Origin of the sequence: Mesorhizobium sp. SEMIA396 (genome assembly GCF_024518615.1) — a bacterium.
GTDB lineage: Bacteria > Pseudomonadota > Alphaproteobacteria > Rhizobiales > Rhizobiaceae > Mesorhizobium.
Genome location: NZ_JANIFC010000002.1, coordinates 257,435 through 276,714, shown reverse-complemented (window position 1 = coordinate 276,714; position 19,280 = coordinate 257,435). Strand labels below are relative to the sequence as shown.

Annotated in this window: 14 protein-coding genes and 1 tRNA gene; 7 read left to right on the top strand and 8 right to left on the bottom strand. The window is 62.3% G+C overall.

Annotation, left to right across the window (positions count from 1 at the left end; all coding sequences use genetic code 11):
• The first annotated feature begins 5 nt into the window (after positions 1-5).
• Positions 6-1,469 carry a betaine-aldehyde dehydrogenase gene (gene betB / locus NP503_RS06210; protein WP_127267971.1) on the top strand — a complete coding sequence of 488 codons (1,464 nt, stop codon included), beginning with the start codon at positions 6-8 and terminating at the stop codon, positions 1,467-1,469.
• Positions 1,470-1,476: 7 nt separating this feature from the next.
• On the opposite strand, the gene NP503_RS06205 is transcribed toward betB, so the two are convergent.
• On the bottom strand, positions 1,477-3,717 hold the full coding sequence (locus NP503_RS06205; protein WP_127269980.1) for a mannose-1-phosphate guanylyltransferase/mannose-6-phosphate isomerase: 2,241 nt from the start codon (positions 3,715-3,717) through the stop codon (positions 1,477-1,479).
• 11 nt (positions 3,718-3,728) lie between these two features.
• Positions 3,729-5,249, bottom strand: coding sequence for a phosphomannomutase/phosphoglucomutase (locus tag NP503_RS06200; RefSeq protein ID WP_127269880.1), 1,521 nt, complete (start codon positions 5,247-5,249; stop codon positions 3,729-3,731).
• A 200-nt stretch (positions 5,250-5,449) separates the two neighbouring features.
• On the opposite strand from NP503_RS06200, the gene NP503_RS06195 reads away from it, so the two are divergent.
• The 4 genes from NP503_RS06195 to NP503_RS06180 all read left to right on the top strand — a co-directional run bounded on the left by NP503_RS06195 (position 5,450) and on the right by NP503_RS06180 (position 7,544).
• Positions 5,450-5,526 (top strand) — tRNA-Pro (locus tag NP503_RS06195).
• A gap of 782 nt (positions 5,527-6,308) precedes the next feature.
• The gene (locus NP503_RS06190) at positions 6,309-6,524 is read left to right on the top strand and encodes a hypothetical protein (RefSeq protein WP_164748709.1); all 216 of its coding nucleotides are present in this window, start codon (positions 6,309-6,311) and stop codon (positions 6,522-6,524) included.
• 6 nt (positions 6,525-6,530) lie between these two features.
• Positions 6,531-6,974 carry a hypothetical protein gene (locus tag NP503_RS06185; protein WP_236382860.1) on the top strand — a complete coding sequence of 148 codons (444 nt, stop codon included), beginning with the start codon at positions 6,531-6,533 and terminating at the stop codon, positions 6,972-6,974.
• A gap of 225 nt (positions 6,975-7,199) precedes the next feature.
• Positions 7,200-7,544 (top strand): hypothetical protein, encoded by a 345-nt coding sequence (locus NP503_RS06180; RefSeq protein WP_127270013.1) that lies wholly within the window; start codon positions 7,200-7,202, stop codon positions 7,542-7,544.
• 33 nt (positions 7,545-7,577) lie between these two features.
• Here the strand turns inward: NP503_RS06180 and NP503_RS06175 are convergent, their stop codons facing one another.
• The 4 genes from NP503_RS06175 to NP503_RS06160 form a co-directional block, all read right to left on the bottom strand.
• Positions 7,578-9,197 (bottom strand): ABC transporter ATP-binding protein, encoded by a 1,620-nt coding sequence (locus NP503_RS06175; RefSeq protein ID WP_127269983.1) that lies wholly within the window; start codon positions 9,195-9,197, stop codon positions 7,578-7,580.
• A gap of 16 nt (positions 9,198-9,213) precedes the next feature.
• A complete protein-coding gene (locus tag NP503_RS06170) occupies positions 9,214-10,335 on the bottom strand; it encodes an ABC transporter permease (RefSeq protein ID WP_127267925.1) in 1,122 nt (373 codons plus the stop codon).
• On the bottom strand, positions 10,328-11,251 hold the full coding sequence (locus NP503_RS06165; protein ID WP_027035849.1) for an ABC transporter permease subunit: 924 nt from the start codon (positions 11,249-11,251) through the stop codon (positions 10,328-10,330). The genes NP503_RS06170 and NP503_RS06165 overlap by 8 nt, the downstream gene beginning before the upstream one ends.
• Before the next feature lie 164 nt (positions 11,252-11,415).
• Positions 11,416-13,008 carry a peptide ABC transporter substrate-binding protein gene (locus tag NP503_RS06160; RefSeq protein ID WP_127267926.1) on the bottom strand — a complete coding sequence of 531 codons (1,593 nt, stop codon included), beginning with the start codon at positions 13,006-13,008 and terminating at the stop codon, positions 11,416-11,418.
• Between the two features lie 411 nt (positions 13,009-13,419).
• On the opposite strand from NP503_RS06160, the gene NP503_RS06155 reads away from it, so the two are divergent.
• Both NP503_RS06155 and NP503_RS06150 read left to right on the top strand, forming a co-directional pair.
• On the top strand, positions 13,420-13,833 hold the full coding sequence (locus tag NP503_RS06155; protein ID WP_164748810.1) for a TadE family protein: 414 nt from the start codon (positions 13,420-13,422) through the stop codon (positions 13,831-13,833).
• Positions 13,834-15,588, top strand: coding sequence for a TadG family pilus assembly protein (locus NP503_RS06150; protein WP_127267928.1), 1,755 nt, complete (start codon positions 13,834-13,836; stop codon positions 15,586-15,588).
• 13 nt (positions 15,589-15,601) lie between these two features.
• On the opposite strand, the gene NP503_RS06145 is transcribed toward NP503_RS06150, so the two are convergent.
• On the bottom strand, positions 15,602-17,227 hold the full coding sequence (locus tag NP503_RS06145; RefSeq protein WP_127267929.1) for an alpha-glucosidase family protein: 1,626 nt from the start codon (positions 17,225-17,227) through the stop codon (positions 15,602-15,604).
• Entirely contained in the window at positions 17,214-19,217 is a 2,004-nt protein-coding gene (glgX, locus tag NP503_RS06140) for a glycogen debranching protein GlgX (protein ID WP_127269985.1), read from the bottom strand. Before glgX ends, NP503_RS06145 begins: the two co-directional genes overlap by 14 nt.
• Between the last annotated feature and the right edge of the window lie 63 nt (positions 19,218-19,280).

Sequence of the window (19,280 nt, the reverse complement as noted above, 5' to 3'; positions counted from 1 at the left end):
CTCCCATGCGCGCCCAGCCCACGGCATCGCACTATGTCAACGGACGCTACATCGAGGACGAAGGCGGCGCGCCGCTGCCGGTCATCTATCCGGCAACCGGTGAGACCATCGCCATGCTGCGTTCGGCAACGCCGAACGTGCTGGAACTCGCCGTCGAGGCGGCGCGGGCGGCGCAGCCCGCCTGGGCGCGGCTGAAGCCGGTCGAGCGCGGGCGCATCCTGCGCCGCGCCGCCGACATATTGCGCGCCCGCAACGCCGACCTCGCCCGCATCGAGACACTGGATACAGGCAAGGCGATCCAGGAAACGCTGGTGGCGGACGCCCCATCGGCAGCGGACTGCCTTGAATATTTCGGCGGTGCGGTTGCCGCCTACAATGGCGAGTCGGTCGATCTCGGCGGACCCTTCGCCTACACAAGGCGCGAAGCGCTCGGCGTCTGTGTCGGCATCGGCGCCTGGAACTACCCGATCCAGATCGCCGGCTGGAAATCGGCACCGGCGCTCGCCATGGGCAACGCCATGGTGTTCAAGCCATCGGAAAACACGCCGCTTTCAGCACTCGCATTGGCCGAGATCTACAGCGAGGCCGGGCTGCCTGACGGCCTGTTCAACGTGGTGCAAGGCTATGGCGATGTTGGCGCCGGGCTCGTCGGCCACGATGTCGTCGCCAAGGTCTCGGTGACCGGCTCGGTGCCGACCGGCCGCAAGGTGCTGTCGCTCGCCGGCTCGAAGATGAAGCACGCGACGATGGAGCTTGGCGGCAAGTCGCCGCTGATCGTGTTCGACGATGCCGACATCGAGAACGCCATTGGCGGCGCCATGCTCGGCAATTTCTATTCGACCGGGCAGATCTGTTCCAACGGCACGCGCGTCTTCGTGCAGAGCGGCATTCACGACCGCTTCGTCGAGCGTCTGATCGAGCGGACCAAGAAAATCCGCATCGGCGACCCGCTCGACCCCGAAACCCAGATGGGACCGCTGGTTTCCAAGGCGCAGCACTACAAGGTAGTGGGCTATATCGAGATCGGCAAGCAGGACGGAGCAACGCTTGCCTGTGGCGGCAACGTGCCTTCGCTGCAGGGTTTCCAGGGCGGATTCTTTGTCGAGCCAACGGTGTTCACCGGCGTCACCGACACAATGCGCATCGCCCGCGAGGAGATTTTCGGGCCTGTCATGAGCGTGCTGAAATTCGACGGTGAGGACGAGGTGATCAACCGCGCCAACGACACCGAATTCGGCCTTGCCGCCGGCGTCTTCACGCGTGACCTGCCGCGCGCCCACCGCGTCATTGCCGAGCTACAGGCCGGCACCTGCTGGATCAACGCCTATAATCTGACGCCGGTCGAAATCCCGTTCGGCGGCTTCAAACAGTCGGGCATCGGACGTGAGAATTCATTGGCGGCGCTGGCACTCTATTCGCAGCTGAAGTCGATCTATGTCGAGACCGGGGATGTGGCGAGCCCGTACTGATCAAGTCCTACGCCTTCGGATCGGCCGTCCCATCCAGATACTGGGTCAGCGCACAGACCAGGTGGTAGAAGATGCTGGCCGGCACGTCCGATGCCAGTGAGCGGCCGCGCTCGTCGATGCGGTCGATCCACAGGCCGAGCGGCGCCGGGTCGATGTGCCAGCGAAACAGCCGGCCGACGCGCGCTTCGATCTCGGGCTTCAGGTCCGGCCCGCCCGAACCATCCAGCGCGATAGCCGCCTTCACCGCTTCGGCCTGCGGCCAGCTGCGTGATATCAGGTCGAGCGGCAGGCCCTGCCGCGAGACGGCGCCATAGGCAAGGCCGGTGGCGCGGTTGAGGCCATTGGCAGTGGCCGACGCGTAAAGTTTTCTGGCAAAGCCGCTCAATTCGGCCTGGCCGCTGCGTCCAGCGAAATCGACCAGCAGCGAGGCCCACTCGAAATGGTGGCCAGGCTCGGTCCATGACCCTTTCTCTCCTGCGGATGGCTTCCATTCGGCATCGAAATACTCGCCAAGCGTCCAGCTTTCCGGATCGAAGAAATGACTTCGGAAGAGGTCGATGATGCGCGCTGCGCGGCGCAGATGGGCGCGCTCGCCAGTCGCCTGATGCCAAGCGAGGAAGGCCTCGAGCAGATGCATATGCGGGTTGGAGCGGCGCTCGCCTTTGCCGTCCGATGTCTCGAGGAAGCCGGTCATGCGGCTGTCTTCGAGATGCGCATCGAGAAAGGCGAAGGTTTCCTCGCCGAGGCGCAAGGCGTCTGGATTGCCAGACATATGCGCATGCGCGAGCGCCAGGAGCACGCAGGAATGATCGTAGGCATCCTCGGTGGCGTCGGCGACCGAGCCGTCGACATTCAGCGTGCGAACCCAGCCGCCCTTGTCGGTGCGGCCCTTGCCGGCCATGAAGGTGATGCCGTGGCTGATCAGCCGGTCGGCCGGACCGTCCCAGCCGCGCGCTCGGGCGACGGCGAAAGCATAGACCTGCCTTGCCATGGTGCGCATGCGCTTGGGCTTCATCAGCGGCGAGGCGTCCAGGCCGAGCGCTTCGTGAAAGCCGCCATGGCGTTCGTCGACCCCCGATGTCGACCACAGCGGCAAGGTCTCCTGAAACAGCCAGTGATGCACGCGCCGGCGCCAGGCGCCGCTTTCGATGACGCGGTCATGCGCCGGCGTGAACCTGGTTTCCAGGCGACCCGATTTTTCGAGCTGCTCGACGATCTTCTTGACGTGCTGGCTGTGGCTGACCGGGGCGACGAAGGTGGCATCCGATGTCGAAACGATGGCGATGTCCTTCATGCCGATCGCCGACAGCAGGCGGCCATCACTGCGAATGTAGGAATTCTCGCAATCGATAGCGACGACATCGCCGATGATGACATTGCCCCGGTCGTCGGCGGGGCCGACATCGAGCAGCGACTGCCAGGAGCCGAGATCGTTCCAGCGGAAGCCGGCCGGCACCATGGCGATGTCTTTTGCCCGCTCCATGATGGCGTAGTCGATCGAGTTCGACGGAATGGCGGCGTAGAGTTCTAGCGGCATGTAAAGGCCGGACAGATCCGATGTCGCTGCCCTGTAAGCTGCTTCGGTGGCCAGCCAGATATCCGGCTGGAACGCTATGAAGGCATCACGCATGGCGACGGCGCGAAACAGGAAGATACCGGTGTTCCAGTAGAAATTTCCGGCCTTGAGATAGCTTTGCGCAGTCTCAATATCCGGCTTTTCGACGAAGCGCGACACATCGAAGGTGCCGCCGCTTTCGGCCGCGACCTCGATATAGCCGTAGCCGGTCTCGGGCTGTGTCGGCTTGATGCCGAACACCACCAGCCGTCCACTACGCGCTGCCTCGGTGCCGGCTTCGACGCTATGCCAGAATTGGCGCGGGGTCGATATCTCATGATCCGACGGCATCACCAGCACCAGGCTGTCACCGAATTCGGACAGCGTGCGCAGCGTCGCCAGTGCGACGGCGGCGGCTGTGTTGCGCCCGGTCGGCTCGAACAGCGGACCGCCGCCGGCCAGGTCGAGACCAGCAAGATCGGCGTGAACGCGATCAGCATGGCGCTCCGCGGCGATCAGGAAGATCGGCGTTTCGCCTTCCGGCCGGGCCGTCAGCCGACGCAAGGTCTTGGCCAGCATCGAGCCATCGCCGGACAGATCGTGGAACTGCTTGGGGTTGTCCTCGCGCGACAGCGGCCACAACCTCGAGCCGACGCCGCCGCTCATGACAAAACTGACAATCCGCTCGGTCATTCAACTACCATTCAAAAGGTCTGGTTGTAGGCGCCCACCTCGGGGCTGCGGCGCAGCACGGCGTCGACAGCCTCGAACATCTCCCGTCGACGCTGCGACGACACCGGGCTTTCGACCACCACGACCAGTTCCGGTTTGTTCGATGAGGCGCGCACCAGCCCCCAGGTGCCGTCGTCGGCGACGACGCGCACGCCGTTGACGGTGATGAGGTCTGCGATCTTCTGGCCAGCGAAAACCATTCCATCCCGCTTCATGGCCCGAAAGTCGGCAACCACCCGCTCGACAACGCCATACTTCACGTCGTCCGCGCAGTGAGGCGACATGGTCGGCGTGCCGAAGGTCAGCGGCAGGGCGCGATAAAGATCGGCCATCGAATTGCCCAGGCTGCGATCCAGCATTTGGCAGATGGCGATGGCAGTGACCAGCCCGTCGTCATATCCGCGCCCGATCGGCGGATTGAAAAAGAAATGACCCGACTTTTCGAAACCGGCGACAGCACCGAGTTCGGCGACGCGGCGCTTGATGTAGGAATGGCCGGTTTTCCAATAGTCAGCGACGGCGCCATTGGCGCGCAGCATTGCGTCGGTATGGAACAGGCCGGTCGATTTGACGTCGACGACGAAGGTCGAGTTGGGATGCCGGCTGGAAATATCCCTTGCCAGCATCACACCGACCTTGTCGGCAAAAATTTCATTGCCTTCATTGTCGACGACGCCGCAGCGGTCGCCATCGCCGTCGAAGCCAAGGCCGATGTCGGCGCCTGATGCCAGCACCTTGTCCCGGATGGCATGCAGCATCCGCATGTCCTCGGGATTGGGATTGTAGCGCGGAAATGTATGGTCGAGCTCGACGTCGAGCGCGATGACCTCGCAGCCGATGCGCTGCAACGCCCGCGGCGCGAAGGCGCCGGCGGTGCCATTGCCGCAGGCTGCGACCACTTTCAGCTTTCGGGCGATGCGCTTGTCGCGGGTCAGATCGTCGAGATAGGTCGCGCGAAAGTCGCGGATGAAATCGTAGGAGCCGCCGCCGACGAGATCGAAATCACCTGCCAGCACGATCGCCTTCAGCGCGCTCATCTCTTCCGGGCCGAAGGTCAGCGGCCGCGCAGCACCCATCTTGACGCCAGTCCAGCCATTTTCGTTGTGCGAAGCGGTGACCATGGCGACCGAGGGCGTATCCAAAGCGAACTGGGCGAAATACGCCATCGGCGACAACGCCAGTCCGATGTCCCTCACCCGTGCGCCTGCGGCCATCAAACCGGACACCAGGGCCAGTTTGATCGACAGCGAATAGGAGCGGAAATCATGCCCGGTGACGATATCGGGACCGGCGCCGAGACGGCGAATAAGCGTGCCAAGCCCCATGCCGAGCGCCTGGACGCCGATCAGATTGAGCTCCGGCAGTTGCGCGGAGCCGGGATGGCCGAACCACCAGCGCGCATCATATTCGCGAAAGCCGGATGGCTTGATCAGCGCTTCGGTTTCGAATTCGAAACTGTTGGGCCGGGCGTCGCCAACGATGCTGAAAGACAAGACTGGAAACTCCGAATGGCAGAAATTACGAATTGTCGAGGGCTGCGGCTTAGCACACAAGGCTTTAGGCCACGTTTATTCCGGAAGGGAATCCGGGCCTTTCGGGCAATGCTCGACGAAAGCCGACGAAATGCGACAGAAGTGCCGCCGTGCCGCTTGCAGGAACCAAGTGTGGCGGCTATAAGCCCGCGGTCTGGTCACGGAGTGTAGCGCAGCCTGGTAGCGCACCTCGTTCGGGACGAGGGGGTCGCAGGTTCAAATCCTGCCACTCCGACCAGAGAAAACAAAGAGTTAGCGCATCCCGACTTCGGCGCTCCACCTGCCCCTCAAGCGAGACTACTCGCGTCCCCCGTCAGTCGGATGGGCGAATTTCTATTCGCCGTGCCTCTGTGACTCGGCCGACAGCGATGCCTCTTGCACTGGACAGTAACCAGACGGTCCAACCGGCCGCCTGATGCCTTCATGCCTGCGCTCGCGGACAGATCCCGGAAAACATCTCAACTGGTACGCGCGTTTCCGCTCAGCGGAGGCCAAAAAAGCTCAAGATCGCTATCACGATGACTACAGCTCCAACGAGCCAAATGATGTTGTTCATGATCTCTCTCCTGCTGCCTGGGGAAGCCCGCGCCTCTGGCGGAGAACGCGGGCCGACCAGCCTTTGCCGACTGATCTGCAGCAGACCACCAAATCGTGATCCCGGCTGCGAGAAATAAACCATCAGGCACGCCTAATGTTCCGTCGTGCGTCCCATGATCATAGGCGCCGGCATCATCACCACGACAGCACTGTCGTGACAGGTTTCGTCCTAACCCATCGGCACCATCCCGTGGTGATCGAACGACGGGTACCGACGCAGGAATCCGGCCCCGATTCTTGATGGGAGTCGGGTCTTGATGGGAGTGGGGCCACGAGAGGCCTTTGGCACGCATCCCAATCACGCCCGCAACCAGACTTAAGTCCAGCCCCTGCCCGACCGAAGTCCAGGTTGGAAACGCTTGCCCTTGCCCCAAATTCGGGTGGTGGGCGAAAATGATCAATGAAAAACTAAAGAGCAGCAGCATGTCGAACCGTGAGACCAAGAAATCCCATGCCCTTGGCATGCGGATGACAGAGATCAAAGCCAGGATGCAGGAAGCCCAGATTACCGAAGACGAGATGAAGACCTTCCAGAAGGTCGCGGCCATCATGGAGGGCGACGAGGGCCTAATCGAGGTTGACGACCTGATTGCCGCGTCATTCCTCACCGACACGACGCTGAACAGCCAGAAGCGTTAAGCGACCATGCCGACGATTAGCAGACTTTTTGATTCCCCCGCCGATGCGGCGCGGGTCGCCAGCGACTTGGTGGCGGCCGGAATTCCTCGCGTACAGATCGCCATCATCGGGCCTTACAATAACGAGGCGGGATCTCTTAGGGTTTCCGCTTTGGGATCGTTACTTGGCGCTGCCGCCGGCGTGTTGGCCTGCCTGAGCGCCGTTGCGGCCCATGGCATCAATCCTCTTGCTGCGAGCGTGTTGCCAGCAGCGGTGGCTGGCGCGGTCTGCGGCGGCGTTGCCGGCGGTCTGTTTGGAACATTCGCCATGGCCGCCATGAAGGCGGATGATCAAGACGTTGCCGAGGGGGTGGTTCTGGTGATGGCGCATGTCGATGAAAATGACGCCGACATCGCTCAGACAGTGCTCGGCGGTTGCTCCCCGTCGACGTTCGTGGCCGAAGCAGCGTAGGAAAGGACCGCCCGACGTCGCCGGGACGGGCTCTCTGCGTTCACCAGTGATTGAACCCAACACGCGCCAGATAGCAATTCGAGTGGCAGAGAATGTTCCTGCGCCGGACGCAAAGGCTGGCCGGTGGCAGGTTTCTTCGCGGGCCGCATATTTTGACGAAAAGGTCCGTCGGCTTTAGGGTCGATGGACCTGATGGAGTCAGCCAAACGGCGGGCCGAGTGCGACATGAATTTGAATTCAACCACAGCCCCGCCCTTGATTCTTGTGATGACGCTGGTTCTCTTCACTGGCTGTTCATCGCTCGGCAGAACCGTCGATGCAGCGAAATACGATTCGATGACGTGCACCGACCTCAACAGGGCGATGGGAGACGTCGCCCGTGACATCTCGCAAACGGCAATCACGCGCGGCAAGGTGGCCAACACCAATGTTCCACGCTGGCTGCTCGGCGGCTCACGCGTGAAGACCGCGGTAGCCAACCGCGAAACAGCCAGGATCGACCGGCTTAAGCAGCAACAGGATGCCATTGCCGCTGTGCGAGCACGCAAGTGCCCCAGGTCCGCGAATTGAGCGGACAGCCAATGCCTCGGTGCGGAGCCCGGTTCAGGCGCTCAGGCGAAATCGCGTCACGTCGATCGCCGCGGCCATCAGCGTCTGTGTGTAGGCGTGCCGCGGATCGCTGAAGATCGCCTCAGTCGGCCCTTCCTCGACGATCTTGCCCTGTTTCATGACGATGATGTAGTCGGCCATGGCGCGCACGACCGACAGATCGTGGCTGATGAAGAGATAGGACAATTCGTGGTCCGCCTGCAGCTTGCGCAGCAGTTCGACGATCTGTTTCTGCACAGAGCGATCGAGCGCCGAGGTCGGCTCATCCAATACCACCAGCCTGGGCTTCAGGATCATGGCGCGAGCAATGGCGATGCGCTGCCGCTGGCCGCCGGAGAATTCGTGCGGGTAGCGATTGCGTGCGTTGGGGTCGAGGCCGACCTCGCGCAAGGCGTCGACCGCGCGTTGATCACGCTGCTTGCCCGAAAGATCAGGCTCATGCACCAGAAGTCCTTCGGTGATGACTTGGCCGACGGTCATGCGCGGCGACAGCGAGCCGAACGGATCCTGGAAGACGAGCTGCATCTGGCGCCGCAGCGGCCGCATCGCCTGCCTGTCGGCTTGGGAAATGTCGCGATCACCGAAACGGATAAGCCCGTCGCTCGGCAACAGCCGCAGCAAGGCGCGGCCGAGCGTCGACTTGCCCGAGCCGGATTCACCAACGATGCCGATGGTCTGGTTTCGCTGCAGCCGGATCGAGATGTGATCGACGGCACGCAGCATCAGCGGTTCACCAGCAAGAAACCCGCCGCCAATCCTGAACGTCACTTCGACATTTCTACCTTCGAGCAGCACCGGAGCATTGGCGGGCGGCGGCCGCTTGCTGCCGGCCGGCTCGGCCGCCAGCAGCATTTTCGTGTAGGCATGCTGGGGATTGACGAAGATGGCCTCCGCCTCCCCCTCCTCGACAACCTCGCCCTGGCGCATGACATAGACCCGGTCGGCAAAGCGGCGGACGATGCCAAGATCGTGGGTGATGAAGACGATCGCCATGCCGAGCTTGCGCTGCAATTCGGCCAGAAGCATCAGGATCTGCGCCTGGATGGTCACGTCGAGCGCCGTCGTCGGCTCGTCGGCGATCAATATGTCAGGGTCGTTGGCGAGCGCCATCGCGATCATCACACGCTGGCGCTGGCCACCGGACATTTCATGCGGATAGGATTTCATCCGCCGCTCGGGATCGGGAATATGCACCAGCCGCAGCAGCTTGAGCGCCTCTTCCCGCGCCTCGGCGGCATTCAGGCCCCGGTGCCGGCGGATCGGCTCGATCAACTGGTTGCCGATCGAATAGAGCGGATCGAGCGAAGTCATCGGCTCCTGAAAGATCATGCTGATCTTGCGGCCACGAACCTGGTTGAGCTCGGATTTGCTGAGCGTCAGAAGATTGCGGCCGCGATAATCAACGCTGCCTGTCGCTTCGCCGTTCGATGCCAGCAGGCTCATCGCCGCCATCATCGTCTGGCTTTTGCCGGACCCGGATTCGCCAACCACGGCAACGGTCTCGCCCGCATTGACGTGGATGCTGATGCCCTTCACCGCCTCGACTGCGCCGTCGAGCGTGCGGAAGCGGACACGCAGATCCTTGACGCTGAGGATCGTTTCGGAAGCAGCCATCTTAGCGATCCCCATCTTATCGATCTCTCGGGTCCAGTGCGTCGCGCAGGCCGTCGCCGACGAAGTTCAGCGCGAACAGCGTCGAGACGAGGAAGAAGGCGGGAAACAGGAGCAGCCAGTTGGCGGTGCCGATGTTCTTGGCGCCGACCGAGATCAGCACGCCCCAGCTGGTCATCGGCTCCTGCACGCCGAGGCCGAGAAACGACAGGAAGCTTTCCAGGATGATGACCTGAGGCACCAGCAGCGTCATGTAGATCACCACCGGGCCGAGCAGGTTGGGGATGACGTGGCGCAGCAGGATACCGCGCTGGCCGACACCCATGGCTTCCGCCGCCTGGACATATTCCTGCCGGCGGATCGACAGCGCCTGGCCGCGCACGATGCGCGCCATGTCGAGCCACAGCACGGCGCCGACCGCCAGGAACATCAGCACGAAGTTGCGGCCGAAAAACACTACCAGCATGATGACGAAGAAGATGAAGGGCAAGGAATAGAGCACGTCGACGATGCGCATCATCACCTCGTCGACCTTGCCGCCGGCAAAGCCGGCAGCGGCCCCGTAGACCACGCCGATGACCACCGCCACGACACCCGCGAGCAGGCCGATGGCCAGCGATATGCGCCCGGCCATCAGCGTGCGCGACAACAGATCCCGGCCGGTGTTGTCGGTGCCGAACAGGAAATACTGCTGCTTGATCGAGGCGCTCATCGTCACTTCGAGACCGTCGGGCGACTTGCTCTCGATCTTGGTGCCGTCAAAGGCATCGGAACGGTCGAGATAACGGATATTGCGATCGTCGATCGGCCTGGTCGACTTGACGGTGACGAAGACCTGGTTGCCTTCCTGCCGCCACTCCTTGATGTCGACCCGCATGCGCTTGATCGCTTCGGTAAGCGCCGTCTCGATCATGTCGGCCTTCGGATAGGCTGACAGGCTTGGCGGCATACGCACATAGTCGGCATAGATGGTGGTGTATTGATGCGGCACGAACCACGGTCCGAACACGCTGACGACACCGATCAGGGCAAGGTAGTACAGGCTGAACATGGCGGCGCGATTGGCCTTGAGCCGCGCCCAGGCATCCCCCCAGAGCGAACGGCCGATGACGGTGGGGGCTGTGGCTGCGATGTCAGTCATAGCGCACCCTCGGATCGACGACCGCGTACATGACGTCGACGATCAGGTTGAAGACAATGGTAAAGATGGCGATCACCACCACCGTTCCCATCACCAGCGTGTAGTCACGATTGAGCGCGGCATCGACGAAATAGCGGCCGACGCCTGGAATGGAGAAGATCGTCTCGACAATGACCGAGCCGGTCAGCAATGCCGCCGCCGCCGGACCGGTGAAGGAGACGATCGGCAGGATGGCACCGCGCAGCGCGTGCTTGACCACCACCGACCAATCGGACAGGCCGAGCGCGCGCGCCGTGCGGATGTGGTGGGACCGCAAGGATTCGATCATCGAGCCACGCATCAGCCGGGCGACGATGGCGATCTGCGGCAGAGCGAGCGTCAACACCGGACCGACCTTGTTGATGAAAGCGCCATCGCCCCACCCACCGATCGGCAGCAGCCTCCAGGTCAGCCCGAACAGGAGTTGGATCACCGGCGCGATGACGAAGGTTGGGATAGTGCTGCCGGCCGTCGCCAGCGCGATCACCGTATAGTCGCCAAGCTTGTTCTGGTTAAGCGCCGCAATGGTGCCGAGCACACAACCGAGTAGCAGCGCCAGGACGAGCGCCGAGGCGCCGAGCTGAACCGATATAGGCAGGCCCTTGGCGAAGAGTTCGGTGACGGTGAAATCCGGCATGTTGTAGCTCGGGCCGAAATTGCCGCGCAGCAGATTGCCGAGATAATGGACGAATTGCAGCCAGAGCGGGTCGTTGAGGCCGAACTGGGCTTCGAGATTGGCCTTGATCTCGGGGCTCAGCCCCCGCTCCTGGTTGAATGGGCCGCCCGGCGCGACGCGCATCAGGAAAAACGCCATGGTCACGATGACGAACAGCGTCGGGATGGCGGTCAGAAGCCGCCGTAATACGTATCGCAGCATCGGTGCCCCGCTTGACCCAGAGCAACGCGCGTCCAGCTGGACGGTTGCGCTCTAGCCTTCAAATCTTCGCACCGACATGCCGAAAATCGATTCCGGTTCCCGGGCCGATGCGATGGCAAACCAGCACCGCCGCGCATCTCGTTGCGCGGCGGCCCGGCTAAGGATCAGTCCTTGCTGATGAAGCGGGACGGATGGATGTCCATCACATTGTCGTCGAAGCCATGCAGCTTCGAGGAAACGATGTCGTGGAAGCTGTAGTAGAGAAGCGGAATGTTACCGACGTCATCGACAAGGATGCGCTCGGCCTCAGTGAGGTCCTTCATGCGCTCTTCCGGTTTGCCGCCGGCAGCCGCAGCCTTGTCCATGGCCGCTTCATATGCCGGGCTGACATAGCTCGAATAATTGTTGCCGCTGGCCTTGCGGGTGATGCCGAGGAAGGTCTCCGGATCCTTGTAGTCGGCGATCCAGGCGGCACGCGCCAAGTCGTAGTCGCCCTTCTGCTCGAGGAAGGAGTAGTGGGTCTTGGTGTCGGTGTTGACGAGCGAGACGTCGATGCCGAGCGGCTTCAACTGTTCCTGGATGGCGACGGCCGTGTTCTTGTGGTTTTCCGAAGTGTTGTAGCGGATCTCCATCTTCAATGGATGCTCGGGCGTATAGCCGAGTTTCTCGAGGGTCTTCTTGGCAGCGTCCTCGCGGTCGATCTGCGACATGTCGGCGTATTTGGCCATTGCCGGCGTGTAGCCCGCGATGCCCGGAGGCACCATCGAATAGCCAGGCAGCATCGAGTTCTGCCAGACCTTCTCAGCGAGGAAGTCGCGGTCGATCGCCATCGAGATGGCGTTGCGCAGTTCGACATTGTCCCACGGCGCCTTGTCGGTCTTGATCGCATAATAATAGGTGCCGAGATAAGGTCCGACGCGGACCTGGTCGCCGAACTTGGTCTTGAGGTCAGCGAGCTGTTCGGTCGGCAGGTCGCCGTAGCTGTCGAGTTCGCCGGCCTCGAACCGCTTCATCGCCGATGAGCGGTCTTCGGTCGGGATATAGTTGACGACGTCCATCTTGACGGTCGCGGCGTCCCAGAATTTCGGATTCTTGACCAGCTTCATGTGGTCGTTGGGTATCCACTCGGCCAGCGTATAGGCGCCGTTCGAAACGAGATTACCCGCCTTGATCCAGTCGGCGCCGAGCTTGTCGATCGAAGCCTTGTTGACCGGATAGGCGGCCTGGTGGGTCAGCATCTCCAGGAAGTAAGGCGTCGGCGCCTTCAGCGTGACTTCGAGGGTATTTGCGTCAATCGCTTTGACACCCATATCCTCCGGCTTGCCCTTCTTGGTGTTGACGTCCTCCGCACCCTTCACCGGGTACAGCATCGAGGCGTATTCGGCAGCGGTGGCCGGGTCTTCCAGCCGACGAAACGAATAGACGAAGTCGTCCGCCGTCACCGGGCTGCCATCCGACCAGAGGCCATCCTTGCGCAGCTTGAAGGTGTAGACAGTCCCGTCGTCTGACACTGTCCAGCTTTCGGCCGCGCCCGGAATGAGGTTCGTCTTCTGGTCATGCATGACCAGGCCCTGGAACAGGTCGCGTATGATATCGGCTTCGTAGACGGTCGAGGTCTTGTGCGGATCGACCGTCTCCGCTTCGGCGGCGCTGCCTCTGTTATAGACGGTCTCGGCGAAAGCCGGCGTGTAGAAGGTGCCGGCGGCCAGCGCCATGGTCGTGGCGAGCACCGTCGCCTTCAGCATGTTTTTCAGCATGAAGTTCTCCCTGTCGGCGCTGCCGTTGGCGCGCCTATTAAGTGTTGACGCCCTGAAGCCGATATCTGACCCCTTTGAGCGCGCCGCTGGTTCCCGTCCTGCGGCTCGTGCCCAGACACTAACGCGGAGAATTTTTATTTCAACAGACTCTCTGGGTCACCCAAAGTAAGGCGGACGAAAGCTATGGCGTGGCCGCTGAAACAGCAGCCGAAACCAGAAGCTTGACTTGGTTTCTTCACCTCGACGCCATTTTTCACCGCGAATCGGAGCCATGCCAGTTTGCCGGAATGTCTTAATGCGTTCTTAAGCAACCTGGGGTTACATTATGAGTACCTTCTATATGGTTCGAACTTCAGACGCGTGGCGGCTATGAGTAACAGAGCAAGTAAATTGCCCAAAATCCGTCAATTAATGCGGAAACTTCAAGAAGAACACGGCACTTCTGCGGTCGAATTTGCCTTGCTTTCACCGATTTTCATTCTTCTTCTACTCGGAATGGTTGCATATGGTATATACTTCGGCGCCGCCAACTCGATCCAACAGATCGCAGCGGATGCCGCCCGCACGGCAATTGCCGGGTTGAACCAGACCGAACGCCAGACGCTCGTAGCCAGCTTCGTCACCAACAATGCCGGCGGATATCCCTTCGTGGATGTCAGCAAGTTGACCTACCAGGCCAACGACAGCACGGCTGATGGAAGCCAGTTCGTGGTTTCCATCCAGTACGACGCCCGCAACCTGCCGATCTGGAACCTTTTCCCGGGCATAGCCATGCCCGGGACCACGATCAAGCGCCAGTCAACGATCAGGGTCGGGGGCATTTGAATGCTGCTGCATGCGTGCAATGGGATCGGTCGGCTTGCCCGGTTGATGCTGAGTGACAGGAAAGCGAACTTCACCGTCATGGCGGCATTGAGCGCGCCGGTGGCGCTGGCGCTGGCCGCGGTGGCCATCGACGAAGCCTCGATCTACACCGAGCGCCGCGAAGCCCAGGCAATGGTGGACCTGGCGGCGATCACCGCCGCCTCGAACATGACCAATGTCAACACCGCGGTTGTCACCACACTGACCGACAACGGCATGCCAGGGGTTATCGTTCAAAGCTCGGGACAGACGATCGAGCCGGCGGCCGGCAAAACCGTCGTGACGGTCACGCCCGGGCGATATGTGGCATCCGGCGCCAATGTGGGCCAGCGTTTCCAGGCCAGCGTAACACCCTACAATGCCGTCCATGTCACCCTGAAGAAGATCCCGGCCCGCTATTTCGCGAGTTCGCTGATCCCAACTCCCGTCATCGGCACCCAAGCCATCGCCAGCATGACGCCGCAGGCGACGTTCTCGGTCGGATCGAGGCTCGCCAGCCTCGATGGCGGTATCCTCAACGCGCTTCTCGGCGGACTTCTCGGCAGCAACATCTCGCTCAGCGTCATGGACTACAACGCGCTGCTCTCCGCCGATGTGAGCGTGCTCTCCTTCGTCGACGGCCTTGCCACACAGCTGAACCTGACCGGCGTGTCGTATTCGGATGTGCTGGCATCGAAGGCGACCGTCGGCCAGATCGCCACGGCCATGGCCAATGTGCCGGGGCTTGGCAACACGGCCAAGGTCGCCCTGCAGACGATCGCTTCCAAGTCGACCAGTACGGTCCAGATCCCGCTCAGTCATCTGATCGATCTCGGCTCCGTCGGCAAGTTGGGCCTCGGTCAAAAGCCGGCCGGCCTTGGCGTCGATGCCAGCGCGATGGGCATGCTGACCGCCGCCGCCGGACTGGCAAACGGTTCGAAGCAGGTCGACGTCGCCCTCGGCGCCGCCATTCCGGGGGTGCTGTCGACCACGCTCGCCATCGCCATCGGCGAACCGCCGCAATCCTCGCCATGGCTGGCGGTTGGCGAGGTCGGCGCCATTGTGCGGACGGCGCAGACCCGCATCAAGCTAATAGTGAAGATCGGGGGCGGTAACAAAAATGTCGGAGGCGGTATCACCTTGGTATCGGTCAGTTTGCCCCTGCATGTCGAAGTCGCCTATGCCGAGGCCAAGCTCATGGACATAAGTTGTCCAACAGGCCCTGACAGTATCAAGGTCACCGTTGCTACACGTCCCGGTATCGTCGAAGGACATCTCGGTGACAGCAGCAGCGCCGGCTTTGCCGATTTCACCAATAAGGAGACGTTTTCCAACACCGAAATCGCGGCCGTGAAACTTCTGCTCATCCCCGTGGTGTCCGTAGTGGGCTCAGCGGCGTTTAACATGGCCAATAACCCCGCGACGACGCTGACTTTCAACAAGGCCGACATCGATGCCAAGACGATAAGGACCGCTTACACGCAAAATTTTACCCAATCGTTGACTACGTCGCTGGTCAGCGGCCTGTCGCTGACGGCGAATTTACTCGGCCTGCCGCTGAATCTTGACGCCCTTCTGGGATTTGTGAAGCCGCCGGTGGTGGCACTTCTGAACAGCGTGGCGGCCCCGATCGATACCTTGCTTGCCAACCTGCTTGGAGCCCTTGGCGTGCGTCTCGGCGAGGCGGATGTCCGGGTCACCGGCGCGACTTGTGGACGCTCCGTGCTGGTGCAGTAGAGCAGTCGAGGCATCAGTCGAGCCTACCGAGGAAGCATCCAAGTCCCGGCAGCAAAAGCTCGACCTCCCTGGTGAGCGAGGCATCGCCGTCAAGTTCCGTAACCGCTCCTAAGTCTTGCGGCAACGGCCAATTGGCCGGTCCTCCAGCAAAATTGAAGACACAGAGCAGTCTTTCGCCGCCGCCCTCGCGAACGAAAGCCAGCACGTCACCCTCGGCGTCGAGAAAGCGGATCGAGCCTGATACCAGCGCCTCATGCTTCCCGCGCAAGGCCAGCGTGGTCCGATAGGACTTCAGCACCGAGGCCGTGTCGGCATTCTGGACGTCGACCGCGCGGGTGCGATGGCTGGCCGGTATCGGCAGCCAGGGCCTGGCCGTGGAGAAGCCTGCATTGTCGGCGCCGGCCTCCCAGACCATTGGCGTGCGACACCCATCCCTGCCCTTGACGCCTGGCCAGAAGCGGATGCCGACGGGATCGCGCAGATCCTCATAGGCCAGCTCCGCCTCCTCCAGGCCCAGCTCCTCGCCCTCATAGAGGCAGATCGAGCCGCGCAGGCAGGACAACAGCATGATCGAGAATCTTGCGACGGCGTCGGGATCGCTGCCCGGCCTTGTCCAGCGGCTGACATGGCGCACCACGTCATGGTTGGAGAACGCCCAGCAGACCCAGCCGTCGGAGACGGCCGCCTCGAAGGCTTCGACGCAGCCACGCACATGCGCGGCCGAGAACTGCGGACCGAGCAGGTCGAAGGTGTAACACATATGCAGCTTGTCGCCGCCTGAGGTGTAAGCCGCGAGCGTCTGCAGCGAGCGGCCTTCATCGCCGATTTCGCCAACCGCGGCGCGGTCGTCATATTCATCGAGCAGCGCCCTGAAGCGGCGCAGGAACGCCAGGTTTTCCGGCTGCGTCTTGTCGAACAGATGCTCCTGGTAGAGGTAGGTGTTGGTCTCGCCGTTGGTGCCGGCGACGCTCGACGCCAGGGGCGGATTGCTGCGCAGCCAGCGGTCGTGGACATAGTAATTGACCGTATCGAGCCGGAAGCCGTCGACGCCGCGCTCCAGCCAGAACCGCACCGTGTCGAGAAGCGCGTCCTGGACCTCCGGGTTGTGGAAATTCAGGTCGGGCTGCGAGGCTAGGAAGTTGTGCATGTAGTATTGCCGGCGGGTCGAATCCCATTCCCAGGCCGGGCCACCGAACACGGAGAGCCAGTTGTTGGGTGCCCCGCCATCTGGCTTGGCATCGGCCCAGACATACCAGTCCGACTTGGGGTTATCGCGGCTGGCGCGGCTTTCGACAAACCAGTCGTGCCTGTCGGACGAATGCGACAGCACCTGGTCGATGACGATCTTCAGGCCGAGACGATGCGCCTCGGCGACCAGCGCATCGAAATCCTCGAGCGTGCCGAACATCGGATCGACATCGCAGTAATCCGACACGTCGTAGCCCATATCGGCCATCGGCGACTTGAAGAAAGGCGACAGCCAGACGGCATCGACACCAAGCGAGGCGACATGGGCGAGCCTCGAGGTGATACCGGCGAGATCGCCGCTGCCATCGCCGGTCGTGTCCTGGAAGGAGCGCGGATAGATCTGGTAGATGACGCAACCACGCCACCATCCGGTCTTGTCACTCGCCGCCATTGCGCTTCTCCCCTGTGCCGGCTTGCGCTCGTTCGATCATGAAGATCACCGCCCGTCCCGATATCGGTCGCGATCTGTCCGCCGCATCCGGCGCTTCGATGGCTGGAGCCCAGAAGAATCCGTCTCGCTCAGGCAAGGTGAACATGCAGGCCCGGCGATCGCCGTTGATGATGACGGCAAGGCGGCTGACGCCACCCAGGATCATGACGAGGCGGTACCGCTGCGGGTCCTGCCAGCACTGTTCATTGAGCGGCGCGCCTGTCTCGGTCAGCCATGCGACGTCCGGTATCTCTGAACCTGCCGGTGGCTGGCCAGTGAGGAAGCTTGTATCGGAGAGCGCCGGCATCGACCGGCGCAGCCTCGAGAGTTCCTCCGTGTAGCGCTCCAGCACCTGGTCACGGCCGGCCCAGTCGAGCCAGGTGATCTCGTTGTCCTGCGCATAGGCGTTGTTGTTGCCTTGCTGGGTGCGGCCGAACTCGTCGCCTGCGGTCAGCATGATGGTGCCGCGCGAGGCAAACAGCGTGGCGAGCAGCGCGCACTGATCGTTCTGGCGAGACTCCCATACGGCCGGATCGTCCGCATCCCCTTCGACGCCGTTGTTCCAGGATAGGTTTTCATTGTGACCGTCGCGGTTCTGCTCGCCATTGGCTTCGTTGTGCTTGCGCTCGTAGCGCACGATATCGGCGAGCGTCATGCCGTCATGGGCGGCGATGAAATTGACGGTCCGACTGGCGTTTTGCCGGTTCGTTGCGAACACATCGGACGAACCGGCAAGCCGGGTCGCCAGCGCACCGACCATGCCGGCGTCGCCGCGCCAGAAGCGCCTGACGTCATCGCGATACTTGTCGTTCCATTCGAGGAAGGGCGGCGGGAAATTACCGAGCTGATAGCCGTCGGAACCGATGTCCCACGGCTCAGCGATCAACACGCGATCGGCCAGCAGCGGGTCGTCGCGCATCGCTCTCAGCATCGGCGCCTCGGCATCGAATGTTCCTTCAACCCTGCCCAGAATGGGCGCCAGGTCGAAGCGGAAGCCGTCGACGCCGGCATCCCTGACGAAATGGCGAAGCGTGTCGAGGACCATCTCCTGGACGACAGGATGATCGCAAGCGACCGTGTTGCCGGTGCCGGTATCGTTGGCCAGCCCGCCGTCTGATGAGTGCCGGTAGTAGGCCTGGTTGTCCAGGCCGCGCAGCGACAGCGTCGGGCCAAGCCAGTCGCTCTCGCCGGTGTGGTTGAAGACGAGGTCGAGGATGACGCCGATGCCAGCCTCACGCAGCACGGCGACCGTGTTTCGCAACTCCATGATGCCGCCCGGCGCCAAACGCGGATCGAGGGCCATGAAAGTCACGGGATTGTAGCCCCAGGCGTTGCGCAGCCCGAGCGGCGGCAAATGTCGCTCGTCAATCCACGCGGTCACCGGCATCAGTTCGACCGCGTCAACCCCCAGTTTTTTCAGATGCTCGATAACCGCCGGGTGAGCAAGTGCGGCGACTGTTCCGCGCAATTTTTCGGGAATGTCCGGATGCAGCATGGTGAAGGCGCGCACCGGCACTTCGTAAATAAGGCCGCCCGGCTGGAATAGCGGCGGGGCAGCCTGCACCGGCTTCGGCAGCGCAGCGGCAATCGCCTTCGGCATCAGCGGTGCGGTATCGGCGCCCTCGCCCCGGCGCTGGGCCAGCCGCCAGTCATAGACATAGGACCTGTCGATCTCGACGGCATATGGATCGGTCAGGAGCTTGGCGGGATCGAACCACAGTCCGCGTTCCGGCGCGTAGTCGCCATCGGCGCGAAAGCCGTAGCGGATGCCCTGGCCAAGGCCCGCAATGAACAGCGCATGGACGCCCTCACCTTCCGGCTGCAGTTCGAGCCGTTCGATTTCCCGGTTGCCCTGCTCGTCGAAGATCGAGACCCAAAGCCGACGGGCGGCCTGCGACCAGGCGGCAAAGCGGATGCCTTCGCGGGTGACGGTGGCGCCGAGCTGGGTCATGCAGTCTCCCCCTTCGCCCCTTGTGGGAGAAGGTGTCGCCGAAGGCGACGGATGAGGGATGTT

Bases quoted from the DNA above. Each gene is read 5' to 3' on its own strand.
- betB (WP_127267971.1), top strand. From the start codon at position 6: ATGCGCGCCCAGCCCACGGCATCGCACTATGTCAACGGACGCTACATC.
- NP503_RS06150 (WP_127267928.1), top strand. From the start codon at position 13,834: ATGCTGCTGCATGCGTGCAATGGGATCGGTCGGCTTGCCCGGTTGATG.
- NP503_RS06145 (WP_127267929.1), bottom strand. From the start codon at position 17,227: ATGGCGGCGAGTGACAAGACCGGATGGTGGCGTGGTTGCGTCATCTAC.
- NP503_RS06170 (WP_127267925.1), bottom strand. From the start codon at position 10,335: ATGACTGACATCGCAGCCACAGCCCCCACCGTCATCGGCCGTTCGCTC.
- NP503_RS06180 (WP_127270013.1), top strand. From the start codon at position 7,200: ATGAATTTGAATTCAACCACAGCCCCGCCCTTGATTCTTGTGATGACG.
- NP503_RS06205 (WP_127269980.1), bottom strand. From the start codon at position 3,717: ATGACCGAGCGGATTGTCAGTTTTGTCATGAGCGGCGGCGTCGGCTCG.
- glgX (WP_127269985.1), bottom strand. From the start codon at position 19,217: ATGACCCAGCTCGGCGCCACCGTCACCCGCGAAGGCATCCGCTTTGCC.
- NP503_RS06190 (WP_164748709.1), top strand. From the start codon at position 6,309: ATGTCGAACCGTGAGACCAAGAAATCCCATGCCCTTGGCATGCGGATG.
- NP503_RS06175 (WP_127269983.1), bottom strand. From the start codon at position 9,197: ATGGCTGCTTCCGAAACGATCCTCAGCGTCAAGGATCTGCGTGTCCGC.
- NP503_RS06165 (WP_027035849.1), bottom strand. From the start codon at position 11,251: ATGCTGCGATACGTATTACGGCGGCTTCTGACCGCCATCCCGACGCTG.
- NP503_RS06160 (WP_127267926.1), bottom strand. From the start codon at position 13,008: ATGCTGAAAAACATGCTGAAGGCGACGGTGCTCGCCACGACCATGGCG.
- NP503_RS06155 (WP_164748810.1), top strand. From the start codon at position 13,420: ATGCGGAAACTTCAAGAAGAACACGGCACTTCTGCGGTCGAATTTGCC.
- NP503_RS06185 (WP_236382860.1), top strand. From the start codon at position 6,531: ATGCCGACGATTAGCAGACTTTTTGATTCCCCCGCCGATGCGGCGCGG.